At 62.4% G+C, this 22,917-nt stretch carries 17 protein-coding genes and 3 pseudogenes; 12 read left to right on the forward strand and 8 right to left on the reverse strand.

Annotation, left to right across the window (positions count from 1 at the left end; all coding sequences use genetic code 11):
• The first annotated feature begins 71 nt into the window (after positions 1-71).
• From BMZ47_RS21050 to BMZ47_RS21075, 7 genes are all read left to right on the forward strand, one after another.
• Complete coding sequence (locus tag BMZ47_RS21050) at positions 72-2,432, forward strand: sensor histidine kinase (protein ID WP_091864074.1); 2,361 nt, start codon at positions 72-74, stop codon at positions 2,430-2,432.
• Complete coding sequence (locus tag BMZ47_RS21055) at positions 2,429-4,462, forward strand: hypothetical protein (protein WP_091864075.1); 2,034 nt, start codon at positions 2,429-2,431, stop codon at positions 4,460-4,462. The genes BMZ47_RS21050 and BMZ47_RS21055 overlap by 4 nt, the downstream gene beginning before the upstream one ends.
• Before the next feature lie 1,021 nt (positions 4,463-5,483).
• Positions 5,484-6,428, forward strand: a complete 945-nt coding sequence (locus BMZ47_RS21060; RefSeq protein WP_091864076.1) for a Y4kA family protein — start codon at positions 5,484-5,486, stop codon at positions 6,426-6,428.
• A 13-nt stretch (positions 6,429-6,441) separates the two neighbouring features.
• Positions 6,442-6,693 (forward strand): hypothetical protein, encoded by a 252-nt coding sequence (locus BMZ47_RS21065; protein ID WP_139221033.1) that lies wholly within the window; start codon positions 6,442-6,444, stop codon positions 6,691-6,693.
• A 179-nt stretch (positions 6,694-6,872) separates the two neighbouring features.
• A complete protein-coding gene (locus BMZ47_RS28660; protein WP_167369077.1) occupies positions 6,873-8,393 on the forward strand; it encodes a hypothetical protein in 1,521 nt (506 codons plus the stop codon).
• The gene (locus BMZ47_RS21070; RefSeq protein ID WP_167369078.1) at positions 8,390-9,457 is read left to right on the forward strand and encodes a caspase family protein; all 1,068 of its coding nucleotides are present in this window, start codon (positions 8,390-8,392) and stop codon (positions 9,455-9,457) included. Before BMZ47_RS28660 ends, BMZ47_RS21070 begins: the two co-directional genes overlap by 4 nt.
• Positions 9,444-11,339, forward strand: coding sequence for a pYEATS domain-containing protein (locus BMZ47_RS21075; protein WP_139221034.1), 1,896 nt, complete (start codon positions 9,444-9,446; stop codon positions 11,337-11,339). The genes BMZ47_RS21070 and BMZ47_RS21075 overlap by 14 nt, the downstream gene beginning before the upstream one ends.
• A gap of 48 nt (positions 11,340-11,387) precedes the next feature.
• On the opposite strand, the pseudogene BMZ47_RS21080 reads toward BMZ47_RS21075, so the two are convergent.
• Positions 11,388-11,636, reverse strand: a pseudogene (locus tag BMZ47_RS21080) (IS5/IS1182 family transposase); the annotation flags it as partial.
• Between the two features lie 391 nt (positions 11,637-12,027).
• Between BMZ47_RS21080 and BMZ47_RS21085 the strand changes: the two are divergent.
• The 4 genes and pseudogenes from BMZ47_RS21085 to BMZ47_RS29335 form a co-directional block, all read left to right on the forward strand.
• The gene (locus BMZ47_RS21085; RefSeq protein ID WP_091864080.1) at positions 12,028-12,468 is read left to right on the forward strand and encodes a hypothetical protein; all 441 of its coding nucleotides are present in this window, start codon (positions 12,028-12,030) and stop codon (positions 12,466-12,468) included.
• A 46-nt stretch (positions 12,469-12,514) separates the two neighbouring features.
• Positions 12,515-12,733 (forward strand): hypothetical protein, encoded by a 219-nt coding sequence (locus tag BMZ47_RS21090; protein ID WP_091864081.1) that lies wholly within the window; start codon positions 12,515-12,517, stop codon positions 12,731-12,733.
• A gap of 88 nt (positions 12,734-12,821) precedes the next feature.
• Complete coding sequence (locus BMZ47_RS21095; protein WP_244536895.1) at positions 12,822-13,190, forward strand: hypothetical protein; 369 nt, start codon at positions 12,822-12,824, stop codon at positions 13,188-13,190.
• A 145-nt stretch (positions 13,191-13,335) separates the two neighbouring features.
• Positions 13,336-13,719: pseudogene (locus tag BMZ47_RS29335) on the forward strand (nucleotidyltransferase domain-containing protein); the annotation flags it as partial.
• Between the two features lie 352 nt (positions 13,720-14,071).
• On the opposite strand, the gene BMZ47_RS21105 reads toward BMZ47_RS29335, so the two are convergent.
• Both BMZ47_RS21105 and BMZ47_RS21110 read right to left on the reverse strand, forming a co-directional pair.
• Positions 14,072-15,313 (reverse strand): hypothetical protein, encoded by a 1,242-nt coding sequence (locus BMZ47_RS21105; protein WP_091864084.1) that lies wholly within the window; start codon positions 15,311-15,313, stop codon positions 14,072-14,074.
• A 310-nt stretch (positions 15,314-15,623) separates the two neighbouring features.
• A complete protein-coding gene (locus BMZ47_RS21110) occupies positions 15,624-15,884 on the reverse strand; it encodes a helix-turn-helix transcriptional regulator (RefSeq protein ID WP_139221035.1) in 261 nt (86 codons plus the stop codon).
• A gap of 300 nt (positions 15,885-16,184) precedes the next feature.
• Here BMZ47_RS21110 and BMZ47_RS28175 point away from each other — a divergent pair, with 300 nt between their 5' ends.
• Complete coding sequence (locus BMZ47_RS28175; RefSeq protein ID WP_139221036.1) at positions 16,185-16,484, forward strand: hypothetical protein; 300 nt, start codon at positions 16,185-16,187, stop codon at positions 16,482-16,484.
• Between the two features lie 685 nt (positions 16,485-17,169).
• Here BMZ47_RS28175 and BMZ47_RS28180 read toward each other — a convergent pair.
• The 5 genes and pseudogenes from BMZ47_RS28180 to BMZ47_RS21130 all read right to left on the reverse strand — a co-directional run bounded on the left by BMZ47_RS28180 (position 17,170) and on the right by BMZ47_RS21130 (position 22,909).
• Positions 17,170-17,466: a hypothetical protein gene (locus BMZ47_RS28180; RefSeq protein ID WP_139221037.1), complete on the reverse strand. Its 297-nt coding sequence runs from the start codon at positions 17,464-17,466 to the stop codon at positions 17,170-17,172.
• Positions 17,467-17,857: 391 nt separating this feature from the next.
• A pseudogene (locus tag BMZ47_RS21115) lies at positions 17,858-19,413 on the reverse strand (ISL3 family transposase).
• A gap of 660 nt (positions 19,414-20,073) precedes the next feature.
• Positions 20,074-21,234, reverse strand: coding sequence for a tyrosine-type recombinase/integrase (locus BMZ47_RS21120; RefSeq protein WP_091864086.1), 1,161 nt, complete (start codon positions 21,232-21,234; stop codon positions 20,074-20,076).
• Between the two features lie 273 nt (positions 21,235-21,507).
• The gene (locus tag BMZ47_RS21125; RefSeq protein WP_091864087.1) at positions 21,508-21,840 is read right to left on the reverse strand and encodes a hypothetical protein; all 333 of its coding nucleotides are present in this window, start codon (positions 21,838-21,840) and stop codon (positions 21,508-21,510) included.
• Entirely contained in the window at positions 21,809-22,909 is a 1,101-nt protein-coding gene (locus BMZ47_RS21130) for a hypothetical protein (RefSeq protein WP_091864088.1), read from the reverse strand. Before BMZ47_RS21130 ends, BMZ47_RS21125 begins: the two co-directional genes overlap by 32 nt.
• Positions 22,910-22,917 lie beyond the last annotated feature (8 nt).

Below are 22,917 nucleotides of genomic sequence, written 5' to 3' on the forward strand. Positions count from 1 at the left end.
ATCTCAGCTCGAGACTTCCGTTGCAGCCGATTTCCAGTCCAACATAGAGCGATGAGAGGAAAGGGGAGCGCTTGTTCAGAATAACCGCGAGGACAGTGCTCGAGCTCGGCGCTGAGCTGATCAGCTCCGACATCATCGCATATTATGAATTAATCAAGAACGGGTTCGACGCCGGCAGCAAGAAGGGTGTCGAGGTCTCCTTCGACATCGTCTTACCGCGCCATGCCTACATGAAGCTTGCGACTAAGATCGAGCGCGGTGGCGACTTGGCGAAGCTCAAGAGGGCCGTCATCGACGCCTTCCTGCCCGGCGCCAGCGACGACGCGCGGAACGGCTTCGAAGATTTGATTCTCCGCTGTCGAACGACCGAAGATCTCTCCAAGGCCCTTGCCACAGGCCAGGCTCGATTCAACGTCATCAGCGTGCTCGACCGCGGGTCCGGTATGTCCGAAACGGACTTGAGAAATGCATTCCTTGTGATCGGAACCCCCTCCCGTAAAAAGGAGGTCGAGGCTGCCTTGGCACGCGGCGAGCAGCAGACGCCTTATCTCGGTGAGAAGGGCATTGGTCGGCTGTCGGCGATGCGGCTTGGGGAACGCCTGCGCGTGGAGACCGCTCGCGCTGACGATCCGAAGATGAACGTGCTAGAGATCGACTGGCGCGCCTTCGGAAACGTCGATGCAATGCTTGACGAGATTCCAGTCGCCCCTACGCTCGGGGGCGCCAAACAGGACGCATTGTGGTCGGGCACAAAAATCATCGTCAGCGACCTCCTCGAGCAGTGGACCGAAGGTCGTGTGCGAGACATGTGCGCGTACGACTTTGCCCGGCTTACCGACCCGCTGCTTGACGCCGAGACTCGACCCCGCATACGCGTCCACTTCAACGGCGAGCGCATTTCAATCCCTTTCATGCCGCAGCGGCTCCTCAAAGCAGCCCACGCCCGCGTTACGGGAAAATACGAACTTCACGGAGGTACGCCCACTTTAACCTGCACAGTGGAAGTGATCGACCTGGGCTTCGATCACCCCTTGGAGGCCGAGACCGTCGTGCTCGGGCCGGAGGATCTCGAGGCCGCGATTGTGGGTAAGGACGGGGAGCTGGAGGATGCGGCGCTGACCAGTGTCGGCCCTTTCACGTTCGAGGCGCACTGGTTCAATCGGCGACGGCTGAGTAAGGTCGACACGACCGGCGAGAACAAGGCACTGAGAGAGCTGCAGAACCAGTGGTCGGGCATATTGCTCTACCGGGACGGCTTCCGCGTCTTCCCTTATGGTGAGGAGGAGGACGATTGGCTGGAGCTTGACCGAAAGGCACTCCGGGCCCGGGGCTACACGCTGAACAAGACGCAGTTCATCGGTCGTGTAAACATCTCCCGTGCAGCAAACCCCAGGCTGTTGGATCAGACCAATCGGGAAGGACTGCGCGTAACGCCCGAACAGACCGTTTTCCTCGAGATTATTAAGTATGCCGTCCAGGATCGGCTGCGCGACTTCATGGTTGACGTGGAGAAACAATACAAAAATCAGAAGATCGACCTCTCTGAAGCCAAGACTCGCGTCGCAGGTCTGGAGGACCGTGCTCGTATAGCCGTGAGGAAGCTTAGGCGCATCACGCCTAAAGAGGGCGGCCAACCGCTCGAAGATCTCCAGCAAACCCTACTTGAGTTGTCTGACTTCGCGGTAAAGGCACGCGAACGGATTGCGGAGGTAGAGAATGAGAGCCGGCAGATGGTTGACATGGCCGGTGTTGGCCTGATGGTCGAGGTGGTGGCCCACGAGTTGGCGCGCTCCTCGGAGAACGCACTGAAGGCGCTCGATGCTTTGAGCCGGGCAGACGTGCCGGACCGGTTCCATGCCCAGGTCAAGATACTCCGGTCGGAGATGAAGAGCCTCAGCAAACGGATACGCATACTCGATCCCCTAAGCGTATCTGGTCGCCAGCGGACTGAGGCGTTCGCGCTGAATGAGCTCATCCGTGAAGTGGTGGACGCGCATGAGGCGCAATTCGCCCGCCACAACGTGATGCCCATCCTCGATCTCGGCGACCGACCGCTCCGCGTTAAGGCGGTAAAGGGAATGGTAGTGCAGATACTAGAGAATCTGATCTCCAACTCGATTCACTGGATGGACCTGCGGGCGGAACGCGATCCGGGTTATCAGCCCGAGATCAAAATCACACTTGAGAGCGGGCCGCCTACGATCACGTTTGAAGACAACGGGCGCGGCATCGCGCCCGAAAACGCGGACAAGGTGTTCAAGGCCTTCTTTTCGCTGAAGGATACAAGGAGGAGACGTGGCCTCGGCCTGTTCATCGCCCGGGAAGCGGCTAACCACCACGGCGGGAGCCTAACACTGTCGGACCACCTCGATCCGGAGACGCGCCGGCTGCACCGTTTCATCCTTGAGCTTCCGGCAGGAAGCGCATCATGAGCCTCGCCGAACTGCTGAAGGTCAAGGGGCTGAATACGGCCCTTGTTGTCGATGACGCCATCGATGAGGTGCCGCTCGCATCAGATCTGTCGGGCTTAACCGACGAATGGGCAACATTCGCAATCGATCTTGAGGAGAAACATAAGCAGTTGATCGACGAAGCCTATCCGGTCGCGACTGGCAGGCGGTTCGACGACAAGATCGTTGATGACGGCTACGTTGCTGCGATCTGGCGGTTGCGGGACCAGCTCGATGGCTTGGCCGATCCCGTCTTCGAGCACTACGTTGCGAGCCAGACCACGGATAAGGCCTACGTCGATCGTCTGACCGCCAGGCTCGCCGCATTGCAGATCGACTGCACGACGCGCGGACGGGCGTTCGCCGACGAGGCAATGGCGGCTGACATAATCGTCATCGACCTCTACCTCGGAGCGGCACAGAATAAGGCGGCATTCGATCTTTCCAAGCGTCTGTTAGCAAGGGCAATTGCGCCGCGATCGGCCAATCCGCCTCTAGTCCTGCTGATGTCGAGGAACGAGCAACTGCCGGCCAACCGTGACGAGTTCCGGGACCAAGTCGGGCTGATCGACTCCGGTTTTCGTGTCCTTCGAAAGTCGGATATCGATGTAGACGACAAGCTTGAGCGCCAGATCGAGCGCCTCGCGGAGAACGTGACCGACACGCGCAAACTCGCCGCCTTCTTTGACGCTCTGGAGAAGGGCACCGCGCAGGCGGCGGGTCGCACGCTCAAGATCATGCGTCGCCTCAAGCTCTCCGATATCGGCCAGGTTCAGGAACTGCTACTCGAATTCGAAGGGGAGCCGCCGGGCAGCTATTTGGTCGATATCTTCGACCGAGTTCTCCAGCACGAGGTTGAGGCCGAGAAGGGCATCATCGATGCCGCCATCTCGCTCAACGATGTCACCTCGGTACAGCATCCACCACCATACCTCGCGGGCTCACCGGAACTCCAGGACGTCGTTCGGCGCACCCTAGCGCAGAACAGCAGACGCCTCTGCTTAAAGACTTCAGAAGATTTTCCCGTGACCTTCGGCGACCTGCTCAGGATCACCCCCCCGGCAGCCGGTCCTGCTGATGCGACAGGGCGGGCAGGGGATGCTGCCGCCACTCCGGCCTGGACCGGGCTTCCTGACGTCCAGCCGAACGAGGTGAGGCTGGTGCTCACCCCTGTCTGTGACCTGCAGCGCGGCGAGGCGCCGAACGTTCTACTCCTAGTCGGCGAGGTTCTCACGCTCGACCGAGCGGCCTGGCGGTATGGTCCCGATACCCGAACGCCTGCAGTGCTTATCGATGATGAACTCCGATGGATTTCTTGGAAGCTAAAACACGTCGACACCATTGCTTGGAAGTACCTTCGAGACGGAATTGCGAATGGCGCGGTAGAGATCGTCGGAAGGCTGCGAGAGGCTCATGCGCTCGAGGTTCAGCAGCGGATGCTTTCGGGCTTGGGCCGCGTCGGGCTAGTGGCTCCAATGCCTGCTACCTTCCCCGTACATGTCAGCATCCAGACGCTTGCGATGGACGGCACCTTACAGGACCTCAACGTGCCGGAACTCAGTACGGGAGCCGTCTGCTACGTGGGCCGAGACGAGGCCGGGAAGACCGTGGCCCGCCTGGTGATGACTGAGGGAGCATGCGACGGCATTGAGGATGCTCTGCGACTACTCAACCCAGAACACATCGCAGCCGGCGCGCGGCCGCCGATTAAGCACATGGTCGAGAGTGGAGAGCTTCGGCGGACGCTTGAAGCAGGGCTCGACGTATCAAAGACCATCGAGAAGCTGCGGAGCAGTAAGAACGGCTGGTCAGTAATTCCTGCGAAGGCTCCTGTTCACGAAATCCCCCAGCTTGGCCAGATTGCCTGGAATTTTGATCTTTCTGCTACAGCGGTGGTCGGGAATGAGCAAAAGAAGTCGGGGGTACTGATCAACATTCGGGACGCTAATCCCGAACGCGCACTCGGAGAGGCGGCCGTAGTGGCGGAGGCGCTAGACGGTGCGTCAGGGTGAGCGGCTGGCTTTTTCGCGGCCTCCTCAATTGACCCTTTGCACGCCCGCATTCCGTATCTCACGCAGCCATTCTTATAGCCGCATCACCAGTGTTTAGCGAAGCCGGCGTTTGCTTGGGCGTCTCTGTAGCGAGCTTGCCTCTCCCGAACGGTGACTTCCGGCGGTTGAGGTTCCGAGTGCAGCCAACTCGTGCCCCGTAGATTGGACCACTGTTGCGGTGCGGCGTGTAAGGACGAAACCGCGAGACCTTCTGATTGACCGGCTTCAGCACGTAAGTTGAGGCGTCGGTCACCCGGCCGTGGCGCAGACGGACGATCGTCTGCTTCGCTCGCCGAACGTCGACCTTGCCCTTCCCCTTTAGCGTCTTCACCAGCATGCGTTCTAGACGATCGCGATGTCCCTCCGCATGGACGAGCAGGTGGACGTGTTCGCCAGTGCTCGTCAACCCCTCACCTTAAGCTACACGCCTCCACCCGCGGGACCACAAGGTGTGATCAGTATCTAAAAGTAACTCGCCCACTCCCTTGTAGATCACACACTGCGCACGCCCATCCGAGTCCAAATTGCACTCTGGTTCACAGACTTGATTCTACATGCGAAATCAGCAGCGACTGATTCGTAATCATGGATACTTCTGATTCCTACCTTACCAAATAGATTCTTAACAGTAAAAATCCGACGATCTATCATGTCGTTACAACCACCCATTCGACAAGCAGCACCGCGCTGATCAAGTCGATTTTCTCACATCATTGCCCAAATAAGATTGTTCAAAAGTTCATCTTCGAATAAAAATCTTGCAAAAACAACAAACGTTTCCTGCGTTGAATCTGTATCCTTAGGCAATCCGCGCGATAGTTAAAATCAAAACCTAAGCCGCAGGTTCCGGTCATATGGACTCGTATGCCTGTATCGAGCACTGAGGCTGTTGGCATGCGACCCAGTGGCTTTTTGGATACATCCCTGACCGCGGCTCCACCTTAGACTTCGTCCAGCACTGCAGACGAAGTCGACAGCTAAAATGATTCGCATCCGCGCGTTTCTTGCGACGTTGGCCTCGGCCCTGCAACTCGGGGCCTGTTCCACGCACCCGCTGCCCGAGGATGTGACTGCCGTTCCTAGCGAGGGGATCGTAGCCATCTTCAGATGCGAGATGCGGGAGGCGGTCAGGCATCGCATCCTGAACGCGGTGCGGCGCCGCCCAGTCGATGCGCACCTGGCGGATGCGCTGCAAAGGGGGGAACTAAGTTATCGGGACCTGCGCAAATCGGTCCGCGACCCAGGTCTGCTCGCCGTCCTCAACCGCTATGCCGGGGCGACCATCCTCTTCGATTTCAGCCTGACGATGACCGAGAAGAACGACATCAGCGGCACGGCCACGCTCACGCGGCCGTTCACGCGCGGCACCGACACGATCGGGTTCGCGCTGGTCGACAACCACCAACGACAAAACATCAGGACGCATACGTCCAGGGACACCTTCGAAGGCGTCCTCGTCTACGTGGACGATGTGTATTGCAAGGACCGGCCGACCGTTCCGAATTTCGACTATCCGATCGCCGGGCGCCCGAGCCGCCTCGACGAGATGGTGACAACGTTTCTGAATCTCAATCAGTCAGGTAATCTCGTTGGGAAGGAGAAGTTGGACACGCCGACGATGGCCGACGATCTTCAGTTCACCACCAAGAAGATGGCAGGCATCACGCCGGGCTTCACTTACAGTCCGATGGGACGCATCTTCGAGTTGGCCGGCGCGTCGGGTTCGCTTTCGGCGAGCCGCGAGGATCTGCACCGGGTGACCATCGTCCTCGCTCTGCCGCCGCCCGGATCCAAGCCGACGCCATTGACATTGGCGGAGACCGATCAGCTCGCCCGCGACCGCCTAGCGCTCGCGCAGCAGAACAGGACCTACGTCACCATCGAGAAAATTGGCAACTCCTTGTCAGATTTCGGTTTTTTTAGATAGCCGGGAGGTCTTCATGGTCAAAGACAAGAACGTACGCTCGTTGGCTGAGGTGATGAAGATCGCGAAGGCGATCCTCGACGCCGGAAAGGACGCGGAATTCATCGCGCAATGCAAGGATCGGGAAGACGCGCTTTTCGTGGTGAGTACGGAAGCTGCCCGCGACTTCATCGGTGAATTCCTGACTTTCCACCAGATCGACCCTTCCGTGGGCGATCTCCACGGCTTCACCTATGGCAGGGGGGTGGGTTACCCAACCTGCACCTAGTTGTGGCTGTCGGCCCTTCGCCGAACGAAGGACGGTCGAGAAAGCCACCTTCTCGATCCGGTCTACGGATATGGAAGATGGGCTCGTCCTGCCAGCAGCGCGACGGAAGACGGGTAGGTTGAGGCGGTCCGGCGGCAACTAGCAGCCGCAGACTTGGCACCAGGGGCGTGGATATGCCGGTGACGGTACTCCGCACGCGGGGGGGCGTGCTCGATTCGCAGGATCAAGAGGCCTTCGATGCACTATCGGACCGCCTCGTGCGCGGGAGGCCCCCCGTATTAATTCACCTGCACGGGGGGCTCGTCGACCAGGCTGCGGCCGAGGTCGTCGCGGAACGGCTGTCGAAGACCGGCCCGGAGGCCTACAACGCACCAGAGAGCTGGGAGCAGGTCTACGTCGTCTGGCGGACCGGCGCCTTCGAGACGCTCCGGCAGAATTGGACGGACCTCGCCCGGAACGACCGGCTCTACCGCGTTCTGATCAAGCGGCTGATCAGCTTCGTCAGCGGGCGCATCGAGTCTATCGACCCCGAAGGACGAGGGCGGGGCTCACCCCGGAGGCTGACGCCCGCAGAGGTCGAGGCACGCCTGTACGGCGGGTCCGACGCGCCGTTCGCGGACGTGGACCAAGCGACCTCTAGCCTAGCCGCCGGAGCCCGTTCCGTCGAAATCGAGCCCTACGCTGACGACGATCTGGAGCTCGAGCTTCGCGCGGACTCAGAGCTGGACGAGGTCGCCAGCGACATTGAGGCAGGCTTGCGAGCCGCCTCCACGGACACCGCCCGCACGGCGTCCGTTGGAGACGCGGCCGTTGGGGCCGCTTCGCTGAGGAGGCTCGACGGGCGGGTGCGGGCCGAGCTCTCGACCGCGCCCCAGGGTGCCGCACGCTCGTTCACGGCGGCGGAGATCGGCCGCCGCTTGGTGAAGCACGGGGTGAGCATCGGAAGAAGGGTCCTGGGGCGATATCGGAACGGACGCGATCACGGTCTCCACGCCACAGTCGCTGAGGAGATCGCCAGGGAGCTGTACGGCGATCTGATCGGCTCGGTCGTTTGGGGCATGATGAAGGGCGACGCCCGCGAGCATTTTGCCGCTGGCGGCTTCGGCGCCGAATTCGCGCAGGCTCTCGCCGCCGCCCCCGGCACGCGTGTGATGATCGTCGCGCACAGCGCCGGTGCCATTCTCGCCAGCGAGTTTCTCATACATCTGGCAGAGCGGGAAATATCCTTGTCCGTCGACCTCGTTTTTCTGGCGGCGGCTGTTCGCACCCCAAAGTTTGCGGAAGCCCTGAAACTCTCCGAGTCTCGGATCGCGAGCTTCCGAGCGTTCCTGATGCGGGACGATTTGGAAAGAGCGGACGTGTTGCTCGGAAAAGGATTTGGCTTCGTCTATCCTTCTTCGCTCCTGTACCTAGTCTCGGGACTATTCGAGGAGAAAGGACCCGACGGATTGGCGGACGCGCCCCTAGTCGGCATGGAAAGGTTCCTCGACGCATCCAGTAGTTGGCTCGCCGATGCAGGCGAAGGCGCGGCGCTCGGCGCGGTGCAGCGGTTTCTGTCGGACGGAAGGGGGCGTTGCGTGCTCTCCAGATCAGAAGGAGAGCAGGGGCTCGCCTGCGTTGCCGTCTCGCACGGCGACTTCGACAACGAAACGCTGACACTGGCCAGCATCGTGCACTTCTTGAAGGAGCCGCGACCGTGACCGCGTGGGCCTTCGTCGTGGGCATCGACCAGTATCCTCCGGATTCCAAACTCAGGACCCTTCGGGGGGCAGTCGCGGACGCGGCCGCCTTCGCCGACTGGGTGGCTGATCCCCAGGGCGGCGCGGTGGCACCCGAGAACCTATACTTCTGGACCTGCCCCGCGCCCACGGCACCACAGAGCGCTGTCGATCTCGCGAAGAAGCCGACGCCTTGGCCTCTGACGATCGTCGATTTCACGCGTCCCCCGACAACGCAGGACATCTGCAGGGGGATCTTCATGGTCGCCGTCAACGCGCGCAACGCCGGGGCTACGAGGCTCTACGTCTTCCTTGCCGGGCACGGCTTCCAGACGATGCAGCTGGGCTATGAGGAGCCGCCCCAGAACTGCTTCGTCGCCGGCAACTTCGATCCACGGGTGGCGGCGGACGGTCTCGTACCTTGCGACGACATGGCACGCATGCTGAAGGTCGCGGGCCCACCAGAGATCGTGATCTTTATCGACGCATGTCGTGAGGACGCTCGGCTGAGCGTCGCCCGTCCGGCACCGCCCTGGAACCGCCTCGCGGATCCTGGACACAACCAGGTCCTCTGCGTTGGCCGCGCCGCCCAGGAGCGGATGGTGGCTTACGAGGTCCCCCACGGCAATCCTTCGCGTGGCGCATTCTCGATGCTGCTCGTCAATGCCCTGTCCGGCCACAGAGTGGGTGGTCGGCTCACGGCGCGGGATCTGGAGGATTTCATCGGAGGAGCGATCGGCGCGCTGGTCGCGCCGCTTGAGCAGTACCCGGACATCGACGAGCGCCCCAGGCCGCGGAAGCTCGTATTGGCACAGGGCGAGCGAAGCGTCGCACTGCCCGATGTCGTGATACAGATCGTCGCCCAGCCGAACGAAGGGCTGATGCTGATCGGCGGGGAGCGGAATGCGCGGATTCCGATCTCGAATCAGATCGGAACGACCCGCATCCAGCTGGAACCAGGGGCCTACATACTTGAGACCGCAAGCGGGGCTCAGGTTTGCGCATTCGCGCATTTCGGCCCGGGAGCCACCCATGTCCAAATCTGAAGATTCTGGAAAGAAGGGCACCCTCCGGGTGGAAGCGCCGATTGGAATGGAGATCTCGATCGCGAACGGCGCATTCCGGGAAGTGGCGAACGGAGTCACCCGCCTTTCGACCGATCTCGACGACGGCGTTTATACGGTCAGGACGAGCGCCTCGGGGCGCAGCCAGCAGCGGATTGTGAGGGTCCGCAGCGGAGAGAAGGTCGAGCTCGGGACTGAATTTCAGTACGGGGATGGCCTTGACGAGGCCCTGCTCGACGAGACGCAGGCCGCTCTGATGCCGGGCGATGTCTCCGAGACGCGAGCCGGCATCGCGGTGCTCGTGGTCGGGCCGGTTCGCAATGGCTTCCCGCGCTCACTCCGACCCCGGATGCTTCGAATCGTCGGCGGTCGCTTCGGCTTCCGATACGGCAAAGTCGCGGCACTAGGGCGGCCTCTAACGCTGGGCCGGGGAAGCACACTGTTCTTCGGGCACTCCCTGGCTCCGGGCACCTATTCGCTCGCCTTCCGCACATTCGACCGCCGGATCGTTCGTCAAGCCGTCTACCTCGCCGAGGGCCGGATCACGGTGGTCGTGCTCAGATTCGGCAGTACTGCTGCGGTGGCTGACGGGTCGGTCGAGCCACGAATCTGGACCGCCAGCGGCTTTGATCCGAGTCGGACCGTGATCACGTCGGTTCGATCGCGTGGGTCCCGGAGGGAACTCGCCGGAGATGTCTACCTCGCCGAGATGCTGCTGCACCGCCTGCGTACACGGGCGCGCGGGATGGATCCGGGGCTAGTGGAGGAACTCGCGCGGACTACCGACAACCCTTTTTTGGAGCTTTACGGCGCGACGGCCGCGCTCGCTTCGACGGGCCAGCCGCTCGAACGCCTCGCGGCCGCGCTCAATGGCTCGTCCATGGAGTCGCCGGAAACACTGGAGGTTGCTGAAGCCCTCGGGGAAAGGCTTCGGCCCTACGACGCCTGGTCAGATGTCCGATGCCTTCTAAACAGGCTTCGGCCGTCGCACCAGGACGCGCGCCCACTGGCGGTGTTCCTTCCCCCCACGCTCGAGATCTCCTGGCGTTGGGCATCGGCGGCGAGCACGGCGGCGGGTGGTGAGTATATGGTCCATCCCGACCTGGTCAGGCGCGCCGAACAAGCTGAACCGAGCGCAAGCCCATGGTTCGTCCTCGGCAGACGTGTTCCGGTCCACGCGTCCACGGGCGTGCATTCGGCCATTTCCGCCGAGCTAGGCGCAGCGCTCGGCAGCGTGACGGGATTGCTCGCGTCCGCGATCGACGGCGGGCTCACAATCGTGGGCTCCTCGCCGACCCAAACATCGAGGTTGGACCTGGGAACACTCTCCCCGTCGAGCGACAGGATCGTACGCGCTGTCCTCGCGACCGGTGAGGCGGGGAGACAACCCGGCATTGTGGACAAGTTCGTCGGCCATCTGGCTGCCTCCCTCGCGATACCGGCCTCCGCCCTCGGTCCTGCCCTGGTAACTGCGGCCTTCGAAGTGGGCGAAGCCGTGAAGAGGCTCTCCGCGTCCAGCCAGGACGTATGGAAAACCGATCCTCACAAGGGACGGTTCGGAGGTTCTCCGGTGACTGGCCACGCCAGCGTGCGCCTGGAGTCGTTCGACCAGCGGGAAGGCATGGACTTCCTGGGCTTAAACATACTCGTCGAAGGCAGGGCGGTGCGCGGACCGGTGACGTTCTACCTCCATCCGACATTCAATCCGTCCACGCAGCGCCTGTTCGCCACCGGTGGCATCGCCAGGCTTCACATCTATGCCTGGGGTGCCTTCACGCTAGGAGTCGAACTTGCGAATAAGGTGAAGCTGGAGCTTGACCTAGCGCAGCTGGCTGAGCTGCCGAAATGGTTCAGGATTCGATGATCGTACAAGGTTCGAGACCGCCCTGTCGACGCGCACCATTGCCGTGCACTTTATTGCAGCCAAGCTGGTACTCTTGAGAGCTGCGCGTGACCAGTCGAGCGCATCGGTATCCTGAAGCTGTTCGAGCATCACCCGGTGCAGGGCAGCCCAGACGCCAGCTGCCTGCCAAATCCCGAGCCGAAGCCAGCTCGTTCTGGTGCCGGAGCCCACTTCGGAAGGCTGCAGGCGCTTCGACTGTATACGTGTACGACGAGCGTCAGGGCCGCGCGGGTGTCTGCGATCTCGCGCTCGTGCCCTGCGCTTGCGGCTGGGACGTCATCCGCCATTCAGCGCACGCGTCGTCGAGCAAGCGTCGCAGGCGTCTAATCCCAGCCTTAAGCTCCACCCCGCGTGTGTTCCCCGCTGGCGCGATCCCCAATCCCACCCTTACCACCTCCCACTGCGCCATCGGCAGCAGGTCATCGGCAAACGGGCGGGGTGCTGTCGAGACATGCCGTTCACGAACACTGAGGCCAGGATGCGACGCGCGGGGTGGCCCCTGTTGCGGCATCATCGATTCCTGCGGCTGAGTTTCCTTCGCAACACCTGCCAAACGCTTTGTCCCACTCGGCCTCTGTCGTGCTGTTGGGCAGGTGACAGCCTTGCACAGTCGTCCTTACCTTTCGTCGGCGTGCGAGCGGAGGGTTACATGGCAAGCATCGACGAGGATCTCGCGCAGCGGCTGTGGCTCTACGCGCGCCGCGCCAGTGAACATGCGAGCAACCTCATCCCGCAGGGCGGCCTCAGCGCTGGACCTTTGATGGCCGTCGAGATGATCGGTGAAGGCCTGCGGGCCGGCATGCTCGGGTTCGCCACCATCGCACCTGAAGGCATCGGCGACCTCGACAAGGTTCCGGCCTCCCTCTTTGCGATTGCCCGCGCGCTTCAGAGGACAGGCGTGCGCGACTTCACGGCGGCCGAGACCGAGGCGATTCTCCTAGTGGACCGCATCATCTCGGCCGGTCTAGAGCGTCACCTCATCGCAGAGGAGCTGTGTGCCAGCGCCTTCAGCCACGCCGGCCCGGTGGCGTGGCGGATGGCCGAGGAATTGCGCGAACGGCTCGCGGCCCTTGAGAGTGGAAAGGGATGAATTTCGACGGGAATCGGCCTATGTTCGGAAGGGCAGGAGGAGTCCGATGTTTGGTGACAAGAAGGGGGGCCGCATCTTCGCCGGCAAGGCGCTCGGTCGGAACAACGCCACGGGCGTGTTCACGACGGTGACCGTGCCTGGGCTCGGCCAAGCGAGCACCATGGATCGCGGCGTGTTCGACAAGGCCGTGAAATCTGCCAACGCCGCCTTGCGTGAGGCGAGCTCCTCCACCGTCACGCCGTCCTCTGATGAAAAGCGGCGTTGACCCCGCGGTGCCAACCGAGCCGCCGAACTACAACCCGATTCTCGACCGCCTCGCTCCCGAGCCAGACGCCAAGGAGGATATTAGAGGCTTGATCGCGTACGGCCTCTACAAGGTCGCGAAGCGGGAATGGGCGAAGGGGATTTGGGAGACAGAAGGGCGCAAGCCGACCGACGACGAGCTGAACGCCTATGCAAGGACCTGGACACCCTCCCGTCTCGAGGGCCTGCAGGATCAGGCAGACAGCTCGCTCGCCGGCTTCGCGAACACCGCGGTCGCGGCGGCCGCGCCTGCCATTCGTGAGGACGCCCTCCGAGGCACGACAGGCCAGGCCATTCGCACCTCTGTGATCGCAAACGGCGTCTATACCCTCATCCTCATCCTGGTTGCCGTCATCCTCTACTTGGCCGGGATCGACATCGTCGGCTTCGTGCAGAAATTTCGCCCGCCGAACGGGTAGGACGGATGGCTGGTCGGCTTCCCGGTGCATCTTGGCGGGGTCGCTGTCGTCGTTCATGGATCCCGGGTTGGAGGTGCTCGGCCTCCACGTGGAGACGGCATGGCTCCCAGCCCTCGCTGCATAGGCAGCCGGCAAGCCCGAGGTTGCCGAGGTGTGGCTGTTCGGCAGCCGCTCGAAGGAGACGGCGCGGCCGGACAGCGATGTGGATCTTGGCTTGGTGCTGGTGCCCGGCGAGCATGGTCATGTCCGCCATCATCATAAGCTTTCCGGTCGACGGATGACGGTCTCGGCTCTCACGCTTGCGCTGTGGCGGAGGTGGCGACAGGCGACTACCACCCGCGCATCCACCCGGCCACCTTCGGTGGGGACGCTTACGTTGCCGCGGGCGAGACGATCCGGCAGATGGTCCAGGATCAGCTCGACGGCAAGTGCCGACTCCGGCTGGTCCTACGCGAAGCCGTCGATCTGGCCGACCGCGACAAGCGCCGAAAGAGCCCCTACTGGCTGTGGTCCTACGAATTCGGCGTGAGCACCATCACCAGTGTGGCTGAGATCGTGATCGAGATGCGGTCCGGCCGGCAGCATGTCGTCCGGCAGGTGCGCAGCGCGGAGGAGGCCAGAATCCCGGCGGCGGCTGGGCCGAGGTGTCCTGGGCGGCATCATGCCCGGTCCGTGGCTGCCGCGGCCGATCCCGACGCAGTGAGGACCTCCGGCAATTTCAGGCCTGGATGGCCGCCTCCGACCAGAGGGAGGAGGCCATGTGCTCCTACCGGGATATAGCCATCCCCCTTTGACACCCCTTGGATCCCCCGTTGATGCTCCTTGGAGGTCTCTTTGATCCACCGTTGATATTCCTTCGATGTTGCACGTCCTTGGCCGGATCAGGCGTCGGCCCCGATCCGGTTGTAATCGACCACCCACTGCGCCCAGTCGTCCGCGTTCATCATCCACTTCGCCGTGGCCGCGGTGTGGGCGCGGTGTGTGAGCCGCAGCAGCCCGACCAAGACGGCGTTCTCCAAGTGCCGGGGCAGGGGGATGAGCGGCTCGTACCCTTTGCTGTCGGCGAACCGCTCCTGGCCGTCCGTGAGCAGCCGGAGGGCCGCATCCCGGGCCGCCACAGCGATCGCGCGCTCCTCCGGCACTCCGTTCGAGACCGGGCACGGATGGATCACCTCGCCCTCCTCGGTGTCCGCGTCGATCAGGTGCGGGACGAATTGAATCAGCCCGAGGTGGGTCAGCTTACACAGTGCTGCCCAGACCTTCGCGTTGCCGGTATCGATCTCAGAGGTTGAGCCGTCCGGCTCTTCGACCATCTCGTGCTCGCCGGTTAGATGCGGCCGCACGAACGGGGCCGTGGCCCACATCACGATGCCGGTCGAGCGGAAGCCCCAGACGTCGTAGATACCGCGCTGCCCGACCCGGGCCCGGTTGTACTCCTCGCGAATCATAAGCCAGTGCAGGCCGCCATTCGAAGCAAGGCTTTGCCAGTAGTACAGCTCGACGAACAGCCGAAGCGCCAGCTTGTCCTGCGTCTGCCGAATTTGATCGAGCGGACCCGCCCGGCCCTCGACACCGTCGACAATGCTGTTCGGGAGCCAAATCCAATCCGCAGGCAGAGCCAGGTCGAGGTTCGGGTCTAGGAAGTACCCGTGCCCCTCTGACTTCACCAGCACTCGGCGGCGGTCCAGTTCGTCTCCCACTGCAGCCTCATCGCCGGACAGTTCGACGCCGTCCTTGGCTGCCTTCAGCTTCTGGAAAATCGCGCGCTCAGCATCGGACAGCTCGCTGCCCGGGGCATACATCCGCTCGAACTCGACCGCGAGCGGCAGGTAGTGTTGCGGGCGGGTGCCTCCGCGCTTCCGGACGATCAACCCGGCCGCCACTAGGCCCGAGACGGCCTCCTTCACGCGGCCGCGCCCGATGGCGGTGTAACGCTCGATCGAGTCTACCGACCACGAAGTGAGACGAGTGCCGAAGTGCGACCCGCGGGCCATGACGAGGTAGGCGACCGCCTGGTTCATGGTCGCCTGCTGGCTGACTATCCCCCACATTGCCCGATGGACCGCGAAGAAGCCGCCGTGCTCCCCCATCCGGCCGCCCCCGTCCGCCTTGCCCATCATCATGTCGCGATCGATCCCGCTCACCCCGGAAAAGGGGCCTTTTAGGGGTTAGGAAAATGGGCACGCTACCCAGGGGGTGCCCCTATTTCCGAATAAAAAATTGGGCCCTTTTTATGTGACGCCTCAAGACGATTCGGCAGGCTTAGGTTTGAGCGGCCGAGCCGTCGGTGTGACCTTCTGAGCATCCTTCGTGGCGGCCGAAAGCGAGACGGCGTCGAGGAAAGCCTCCAGGTCGCAACCATAATGTAAAAAGAGATCATTCGGCCCAACTCCCAGCAAAATTATCAACTTGCATAGCCGATTTGCGGCAACGTCAGCGCTGGATGTCGTTGCCTTCCTGCGCAGCCTTGTACTCTTGCCAGGACAAGCCAGCAGCGCGGCAGCCGACGAAGTCGGACAGGTCGCCAATCATCCACCCCAATTTGCGATTGGAAGGCGTTACATGTTGCGGGAGCTGACCGCGCTCCTTCATCCTACGAAACGTTTTCTCGCTCACACCGATGAATTTTGCGGCGTCCCTCGTCCCGAGTAAGCGGCGCCTCGAAAATTCCGGAGGTAGGGATTCGAAAGTCATCATCTTGATCCTTCGGGCTACAGCCGGCCTCTAATAGAAGCGGGCTTCGTTTTTGATCACCGTTGTCTGATTTACGACCACGCAGTCGAGGATTTCCCGGTTGAGAAACCGCGGATTCCGCCGGCCTTCGTCGGCGAGAATACAAGTCGAGCAACTGTCCTTAGTATTGCCGTCCACACTCCTGACCACCCCGCGCATGGACCCGACAATGTCGAAGACCTGGCGCTCGCTCTCAGATATCTACGCTACAGGATTGAACAGTTAGTCAATCTTCCGGGCGGTCGGCGGGCAGTATAGTGGGTGGGTGCCGCCGCCACGACGGATCACGAACGTGGGATTCATCGGCCCTTCGAGGACCACCTTCGCGCGATTACTGGTAATTCCCGTATGCCGCTCTATTGTGCGTCGGCCGATCGCGGCGAGGTACAATTACGTAAGTGCGAGCGCCCGACCAAGGCCAAGCAGGCGACGGTCTCATTCCTGCTGGCGAAACTGCATGTTCCAGCCCGCTCGGCGACCTCGGCTACGAAGAAGTCACCACACCCGCCGCCAGCTGTGTTGTTGCTCGCCTTGTTCTTCATTGATTCAGATTTCAACTAAGCCTATGCTGTGAATATATGTTTTTGACCAGACCATAAATCGGCCCGTCGCGCGACGGGTGTCCCTGTTTCCGAATAATGAACCGGATTTTTTGAGGCGTCTAAGAGCAGCTTAGTAGGTGAATGAAAATCGGCAGCGCCACGCGTACGTCGCGCTGCTCACTCGCGCTTCGATTGGCGACTCAGTCTATAAGACCGCCAGCAGGATTATGGACGCAATCAATGGTCTAGCGGAGGCCGCAACCGACGCCGGTAGGAGATCTCACCAGCAGACCTGGCCGACGCAAGAACCGGATCCGCCGCCCATACAGTGTCGCACGACGGAGCACGAGTCGTCTGCGTCAAAGACTAGCAGCGGCGGCCCAGCTCTGTTCGCATGCGATTTGATGTAGCACTTCGGATTGCTCGTCCGATATGCACCGGATTGCGATGACCCGCCGTCTGTCGGATCGACTAGCCGCCATAATTTCCCGAATATCATAAGTGCCCTTGATTAGCATACATTCGATCTGATCCGCTTTTTTTGGAGATAAGCGCACCCCGATGACGATTTCGGCCTCTTCGACGATTGTACGGATCTGAGAGCAATCTTCCGCGCTAATGCCACGAAATTTAATTGCAAATTCCATCATTCCTCGTAGAAAATGCTCGATTTGGTCAGCCGTAAGTGTGTATTTATTACGATATTATTCTGCCATTATCTCGATATTGTTGGTCGGAAATATGTCGGGATTGTCGTGTTTTTTATCCATCCATCGCCCTACTGCTTCTGCAAATGCTTCTTCACAGACGCATTCTTGTTTAAAATTCAGATTGTGCAGCGGTCCATAGCCGAGAAGCTCAGCGAAAGCAGCTTTGATTTGTTGTTGCTTGTCGAGGAGGCTAAAATATCGCTCCTGCGCGGTCATCGTGGCTGACGGCTGGAAAGAACACGAGTCGTAGCCTTCGATGTATGCCGTTGGCACTGTACTGATATGTTTCATGGTGTCTCACAGACCTAAATAGAGGAATGGGAAAGCTAAGTTTTAACCTTTCTGCCCAGTAGTTCAACGACACTACAAAGTATTGAGGCAATTTCGCTGGGAAGCGCACTTGCAGACAAGACAGCGAGTGATCATGCGATCGGCTCCCCGTACATACATCGATCAGAACATCAGTCAACAGTAAATATTAAGTAGCGCAAAAGTTGCGCAGCAAACAATACGCAACTGAAAAAGCATTTGCGCTACTGCAAACTATCTGCGCAAACTAAGCGCAAGCGCAATCTTCGATTTTGAGGGTTGAAAAGGGTCTTGCTCCGCGCGTTTCTTAGGCATCTTACGCGCGGGCTGTGGATCGGCGTCCAGAGAGGGGGCTGGCGCACACTCGATGCTATCAGCCTCCGCTGAGGCCGATCAGCCGCGCTTTAAGCAAATCGAGCTTGGCCCGACCGAACATCTGTCGCTTCACGAGCTTGAGACGGATGATCTGCCCCGCGGTCTGGCCATTCGACCAGGGCTCGACCAACGCTACGGCGACAGCCGCCCTGTCGCTCGACAATCCGCTCGCGAAGGACGCAAGTAGGCTGCAAGCGACCGTGTCGATCCAGGCGTCAAGGGTCCGGCGGCCTCCGCTCGCGGATCATGGCGTGGAAGCCGGATAAGATAGAGCGGGCTTCGTCGAGCGCCGGTACCGCCGCTTCGACCGTCGCCATCATCACAGCCTCGGCCTTGGTGAAGCTGTCCGGCTCGGCCATCATCAGTCGTGCAAGGAGACGCGAAGTGGGCACCTTGCCGGGCGCTCCCTCAGGCCCCCGCTCACTGCGCCCGCAGCGCGTGGTTCATTCCCCGATGATGCGGAGGCTGCCGGTAAACTCGGCCACGCGCAGGCGTCGCCGGAGTACGGCACCGTTGCGGAAACCGGCCGCCCACTCGGCATCAAGCTGGGGCAGGTGCGCCTCTAAGCTGCTCTGGTGCGCCCGGAACACGTCGTCGGTCAGGGCGCGCAGCACGTTGCGCACGAGCTTGCGGCTGTGGCCGGTCGTGGGGACGATCTGCCTGATCGGCATGCCTTCGCGACAGCATCAGAATTGCCTCTGCGGTCGCCACTCGCTGACGGTAGCCTTCGTACTGCAGGCGTTCAGCGCAGGTCAGCCGGCCATCGATCGTGGGGGCGCCCAGCGCGATGCGGATGGCGGCCACCGACTTGCGCACGGCAGCGAGGAGGGCGGCGCTGGCGTTCTCCATCAGGTGCCAGCAGTCGGCGACCTGAAGCTCGCCTACGGCAGTGTCCGCGTCGCGGCCTCGCCGTAGCAGCCGCCGCGGTCACGGGCGAGGACGGCGATATCGGGATGGGCGGAAAGCTACGCCTCGACGGTGCCGCTCTCGCAATCCGGCAGGAGGGCCACGGTGCGACGCCGCTCCAAGCCGCAGACCAGCGTGCCGTAGCGTTGCCCGCGGCGGAACGCCCAGTCGTCGGTGCCGACAGCGTTCAAGGGCACTACCGGCCTCTGGGCCCGGCTCCGCACGGTCTACAGCATCGTGACCCGGCTCGCCAGCACCACGAGCTGGCGGGCGAAGCTGGCTGCCGGCCTGCCACCAAACGCGAGGCCGAGATGATGGACGATGCAGTCCAACCTTCCTGTGCGCTGAGCGTAGACGGCGGCGAGATCCGGTTCGAGCAGCTCGGCGAAGACCTTCGTCCCGCATTCTGTTCCGATGACCGGAACCGGCGAACGCCGATCGTGATGACGACGCGCTTGCCGGCGACCGGCTGATCCGACAGGGTGCGGGTGTACCGGCTTGCACCCGAGACGAGACCTCATCACAGCACGGACACCGGGCCGAGGCGGCGATCGGCCTAGCGGTGATGGTCAGGTCCGCCCCTAACTAGATGTGATCGACGATAAGGCCGGGCGAGACAACCGAACCGAGATGAAGGCTGCGGAGCATGGCAGGATCTCCGACGGCCGAAGCCGAGATCCATCAAACCGCCTGCACCGAAAGTGAGTCAGAGCCCAAAGCGGACTCACTCCCGCGCTACACCTAAACGGTTGATGCGAAGGATTTTTCTCCCGCTAAGGTGGGCACCTATTGCACGCCAATCGGCGCCGAACCGGCACTCACCTTTGAGCGCCAAAGCTAAGAAATCTCAATGATTTACATGAGGACGAAGCCTGGGTCCGCTTTGGACGCCGATGCATAGCGCGGGCGTTGACGACCCACGCCTGGGCAGCATCATACCCATAACTTTGGTGTGAACGGACTCGCGAAATACGCTCCCTGAATGCCTAAACTCGCGCTTCCGCGGTAGAACGGGCTTAATACGGATCGGAGATGAGGGCCCTGAAGAGGACATGGCCAGGTGGCTCGCTTCGGCCAGCGCACCTTATCGTTCATGCCCCATGCGGCCGGAGCGATTGACAGCCGCAAGCGGTCGGCGTGATCGGCTTGTCTGACGAGAGACACGAACCGGCCGGCGGCGTTCCGGCCCGGAAACGATGAAATCTTTTGGTCCTATGCGTCGGTGGGACCGCGGACCGAGTAAATTCATAAGCTGCACATCTGCTAACGGCCGCGCATGTTCTTGTTCTGAGCCATTCCGCAAAGCGTCTACGAGCTGAGCTGGACCACCATGTCGGCCCACCGATTTAGGGCTTCTCGCTTCTCAGCTCGGTAGGTTGCTAAGTTGTAGACGCGAGCCATGCCTTCCGGGGTATGGTTCTTGATGGCACTAATGACATGTGGCTGTACGCCGAGATGCTCGGCCATCAGCGTGGTCGCGGTCCGGCGAAGGTCGTGGAGAGTCCAGGGCGCGAGTGCGGCGCCAGCGGCTTTCACGCGAGCGTCAAGCCGCTCCTTGCTGTTACTCCACCCGGAGAAGCCACCCACTCCCTGGCCGAAGACCAACGTGCGCCCAGCAAGGCGCGGCTTGTCCCTGAACAACTGAACCGCCGGCGGGGATAGAGGAACCTCATGCGTCCGGCCGTTCTTGGCGCGAGCACCAGGAAGCGTCCACGTAGCGGCGTCCAGATCCAACTCGGCCTCCGCTATCTCGCCAACCTCGTTCCGGCGTTGAGCTGTGAGCAGTAGAAGCCGTACAATCACACCGTGATCGTCGCTGCGGCACGCGTTCCAAACCGCGCGGACTTCCTCCAGTGTTAGGAAACGCTCACGAGGCTTTTCGTCCGCCGGCTTATTGGTGCCGGCTACTGGGTTCCCCTCAGCGATACCCTCACCGATTGCCCATGAGTAGAAACCAGATAACGCCGAGCGGGCGCGGTTCGCGTTCACCTTGCCTGTTTCTGCGATAACGTTGAGCCGAGCGGCCACGTCCGCCCGCTTGATCCCGTTGAGCGGCATCCCCGCCAGCGGCGCCCACGCCTTCATCAGGTGGCGCTCAACTTCCTGGTAGGACCGCGGCTTGAGCCGATCTCTTGCCTGTGTGAGGTATGCTGCCGTCACCGACCCGAGGGTGATCCTAGCCTGCCGCTGGGCTTCGGCCTTCTCAGCCTGCGGGTCGCTACCAGTTTGCGCCTTTGCAAGAAGGGTACGGGCTTTCCTACGAGCCTCGTCTAGGGCGAGCGTGTCCACCCGGCCGATGGTAACGCGCGGTGTCCGCCCGTCCGGGGTCCGGTACTGCGCCACATACTGTCGACTTCCCCCGGCGCTGACCTTCACGCCGAAACCTTTCAACGCATCATCCCAGAATAGGCCGTAGGGCTTGCCCGGCGGGAGCGTGAGGGCTTCGACAATCTGCTTGGTGAACCGCATTGGGCCGATCTGGTAAGCGAGTAGTAAGCGGCACCTTGGGCACAAATGGCCGCCAATGGCAACCCGGTACTGAAAGTACTATCGCCGAATCAAATACTTAGACCACAAATGGCCACCTCTGAACATGAAGGAGATCAGATTGTGGATCTGGGGGTCCCCCGTTCGAGCCGGGGCGGTGGTACCATCCATTCAGAACGACAGCGCAAGGGGTTGGCGGATCGCCGGCCCCTTTGCGTTTTTCCAGCCCGGTCCGAAGCATCGGCCCGGATGGGGTCAGCGGCCGCTCGCGGAGGCGTTGCGGCCGGTGCCGAGGCAGCCGGTGCCGGGGGCGGGCAGGACGAGCCAGGCGCCGCCGGCGTAGAGGCGCCGGACCGCCCCGGGGGCGACCGGCCGGGTGACGAGGTACGCGCGTCCGATCGAGACGAGGGCGCCGCCATCCGCATCGGCGAGGCGGGCGGGATCGCCGAGCGCGACCACGCTCTCGGGCTCGACCGCCAGGGCGGCGACGGCGCCCACCCCGATCCAGCCGGCCAGAGCCGCGCCGATCGCCAGGACCAGACGGGCCGGCCGGCCCTCAGTAATCGTAGGCGTGCTCGAAACGGCCACCGCGCGCCTCCACGAAGCGGATCTGGTTCACGAGGCTCGTCACCTCGGTGTCGAGCCCGACCCGCCGCCAGCCGGGCTGGGCCTGGATGGGCATCGCGAAGAGCGGGGTGGCGCCTGCGATCGCGATCTCCGTGCCCGCGGGCAGGAGAATGGTCGTCAGGATGCGCCGGTTGCCGGCGATCTCCAGGACGGTGCGGTTGCACGCGCCCAGGCCCCGCAGGATCTCGGTGAAGGCGCGGTAGCGCGGCGTCTCGATCAGGATGGCCGGGACGCCGTCGCCGGTCGGGACGGGTCCGAGCGGCGTGATGCGCGGGTCGGCGGCGACATCCCCCGCGTCGAGCCCGTCGACCACGCTGCGGATCGTGAGCACGGCCGGGTCGATCCCGGCGAGCCAGCCGATCGCCTGCGCGTAGGCCCATTTCACCCCGTATTGCAGGGACAGCGCGGCGCGGCGCTCGAACGCGCGGATCGAGGGCTCGAAGGGCACCTCGCGCCAGAGCCGCGCGAGTTCCGCGTCGAAGGGGTAGCGGAACCAGGGCGTCTGGCGCAGGAACACCGCGTATTCGGCAAGCATCCGGGCGTTGAAGCGATCCTCGGCCGTGGGCTCGGGGCCGCGCCACCACGCCGTGAGCGCCCCGAGGCTGCTCTCATAGGCCCCCTGGATCGCCATCTCGGCGGTGAAGCTCACGCCGATGATGTAGTTCGTCGCCTTCTGCCCGGCAGTGACGTCGCCGGTCCGCGAGGCCGCCCGCGTCGTCCCGCACAGGCTCGTCCAGAAGCCCGAGATCGCGGAGAGGTAGTCGAAGGCGGATTCGGAGGCGGATTGCGTGACCCCGGCGAGGTCCGCGTAGGCGTGGACGATGTTCCATTCGGGGAAGGTGAGGTAGCTGTCGCCGGCCGCGCGCTTGTACCCCTCGGGGGCGAGCCCGAAGCGCGATCCGCCCTGCCAGGAGGGGTCGGGGGACACCGCGCAGGTCCCCTCGATCGTCGCGACAGGGATCGCGCAGGCGAGGGCGAGCCCGGCCAGTCCGATGGCGGCCCACACGGCGACACGCTTCAGGCGGCGCATGCTGGCTT

This window comes from Methylobacterium brachiatum (assembly GCF_900113845.1).
Classification (GTDB): Bacteria; Pseudomonadota; Alphaproteobacteria; order Rhizobiales; family Beijerinckiaceae; genus Methylobacterium; species Methylobacterium brachiatum.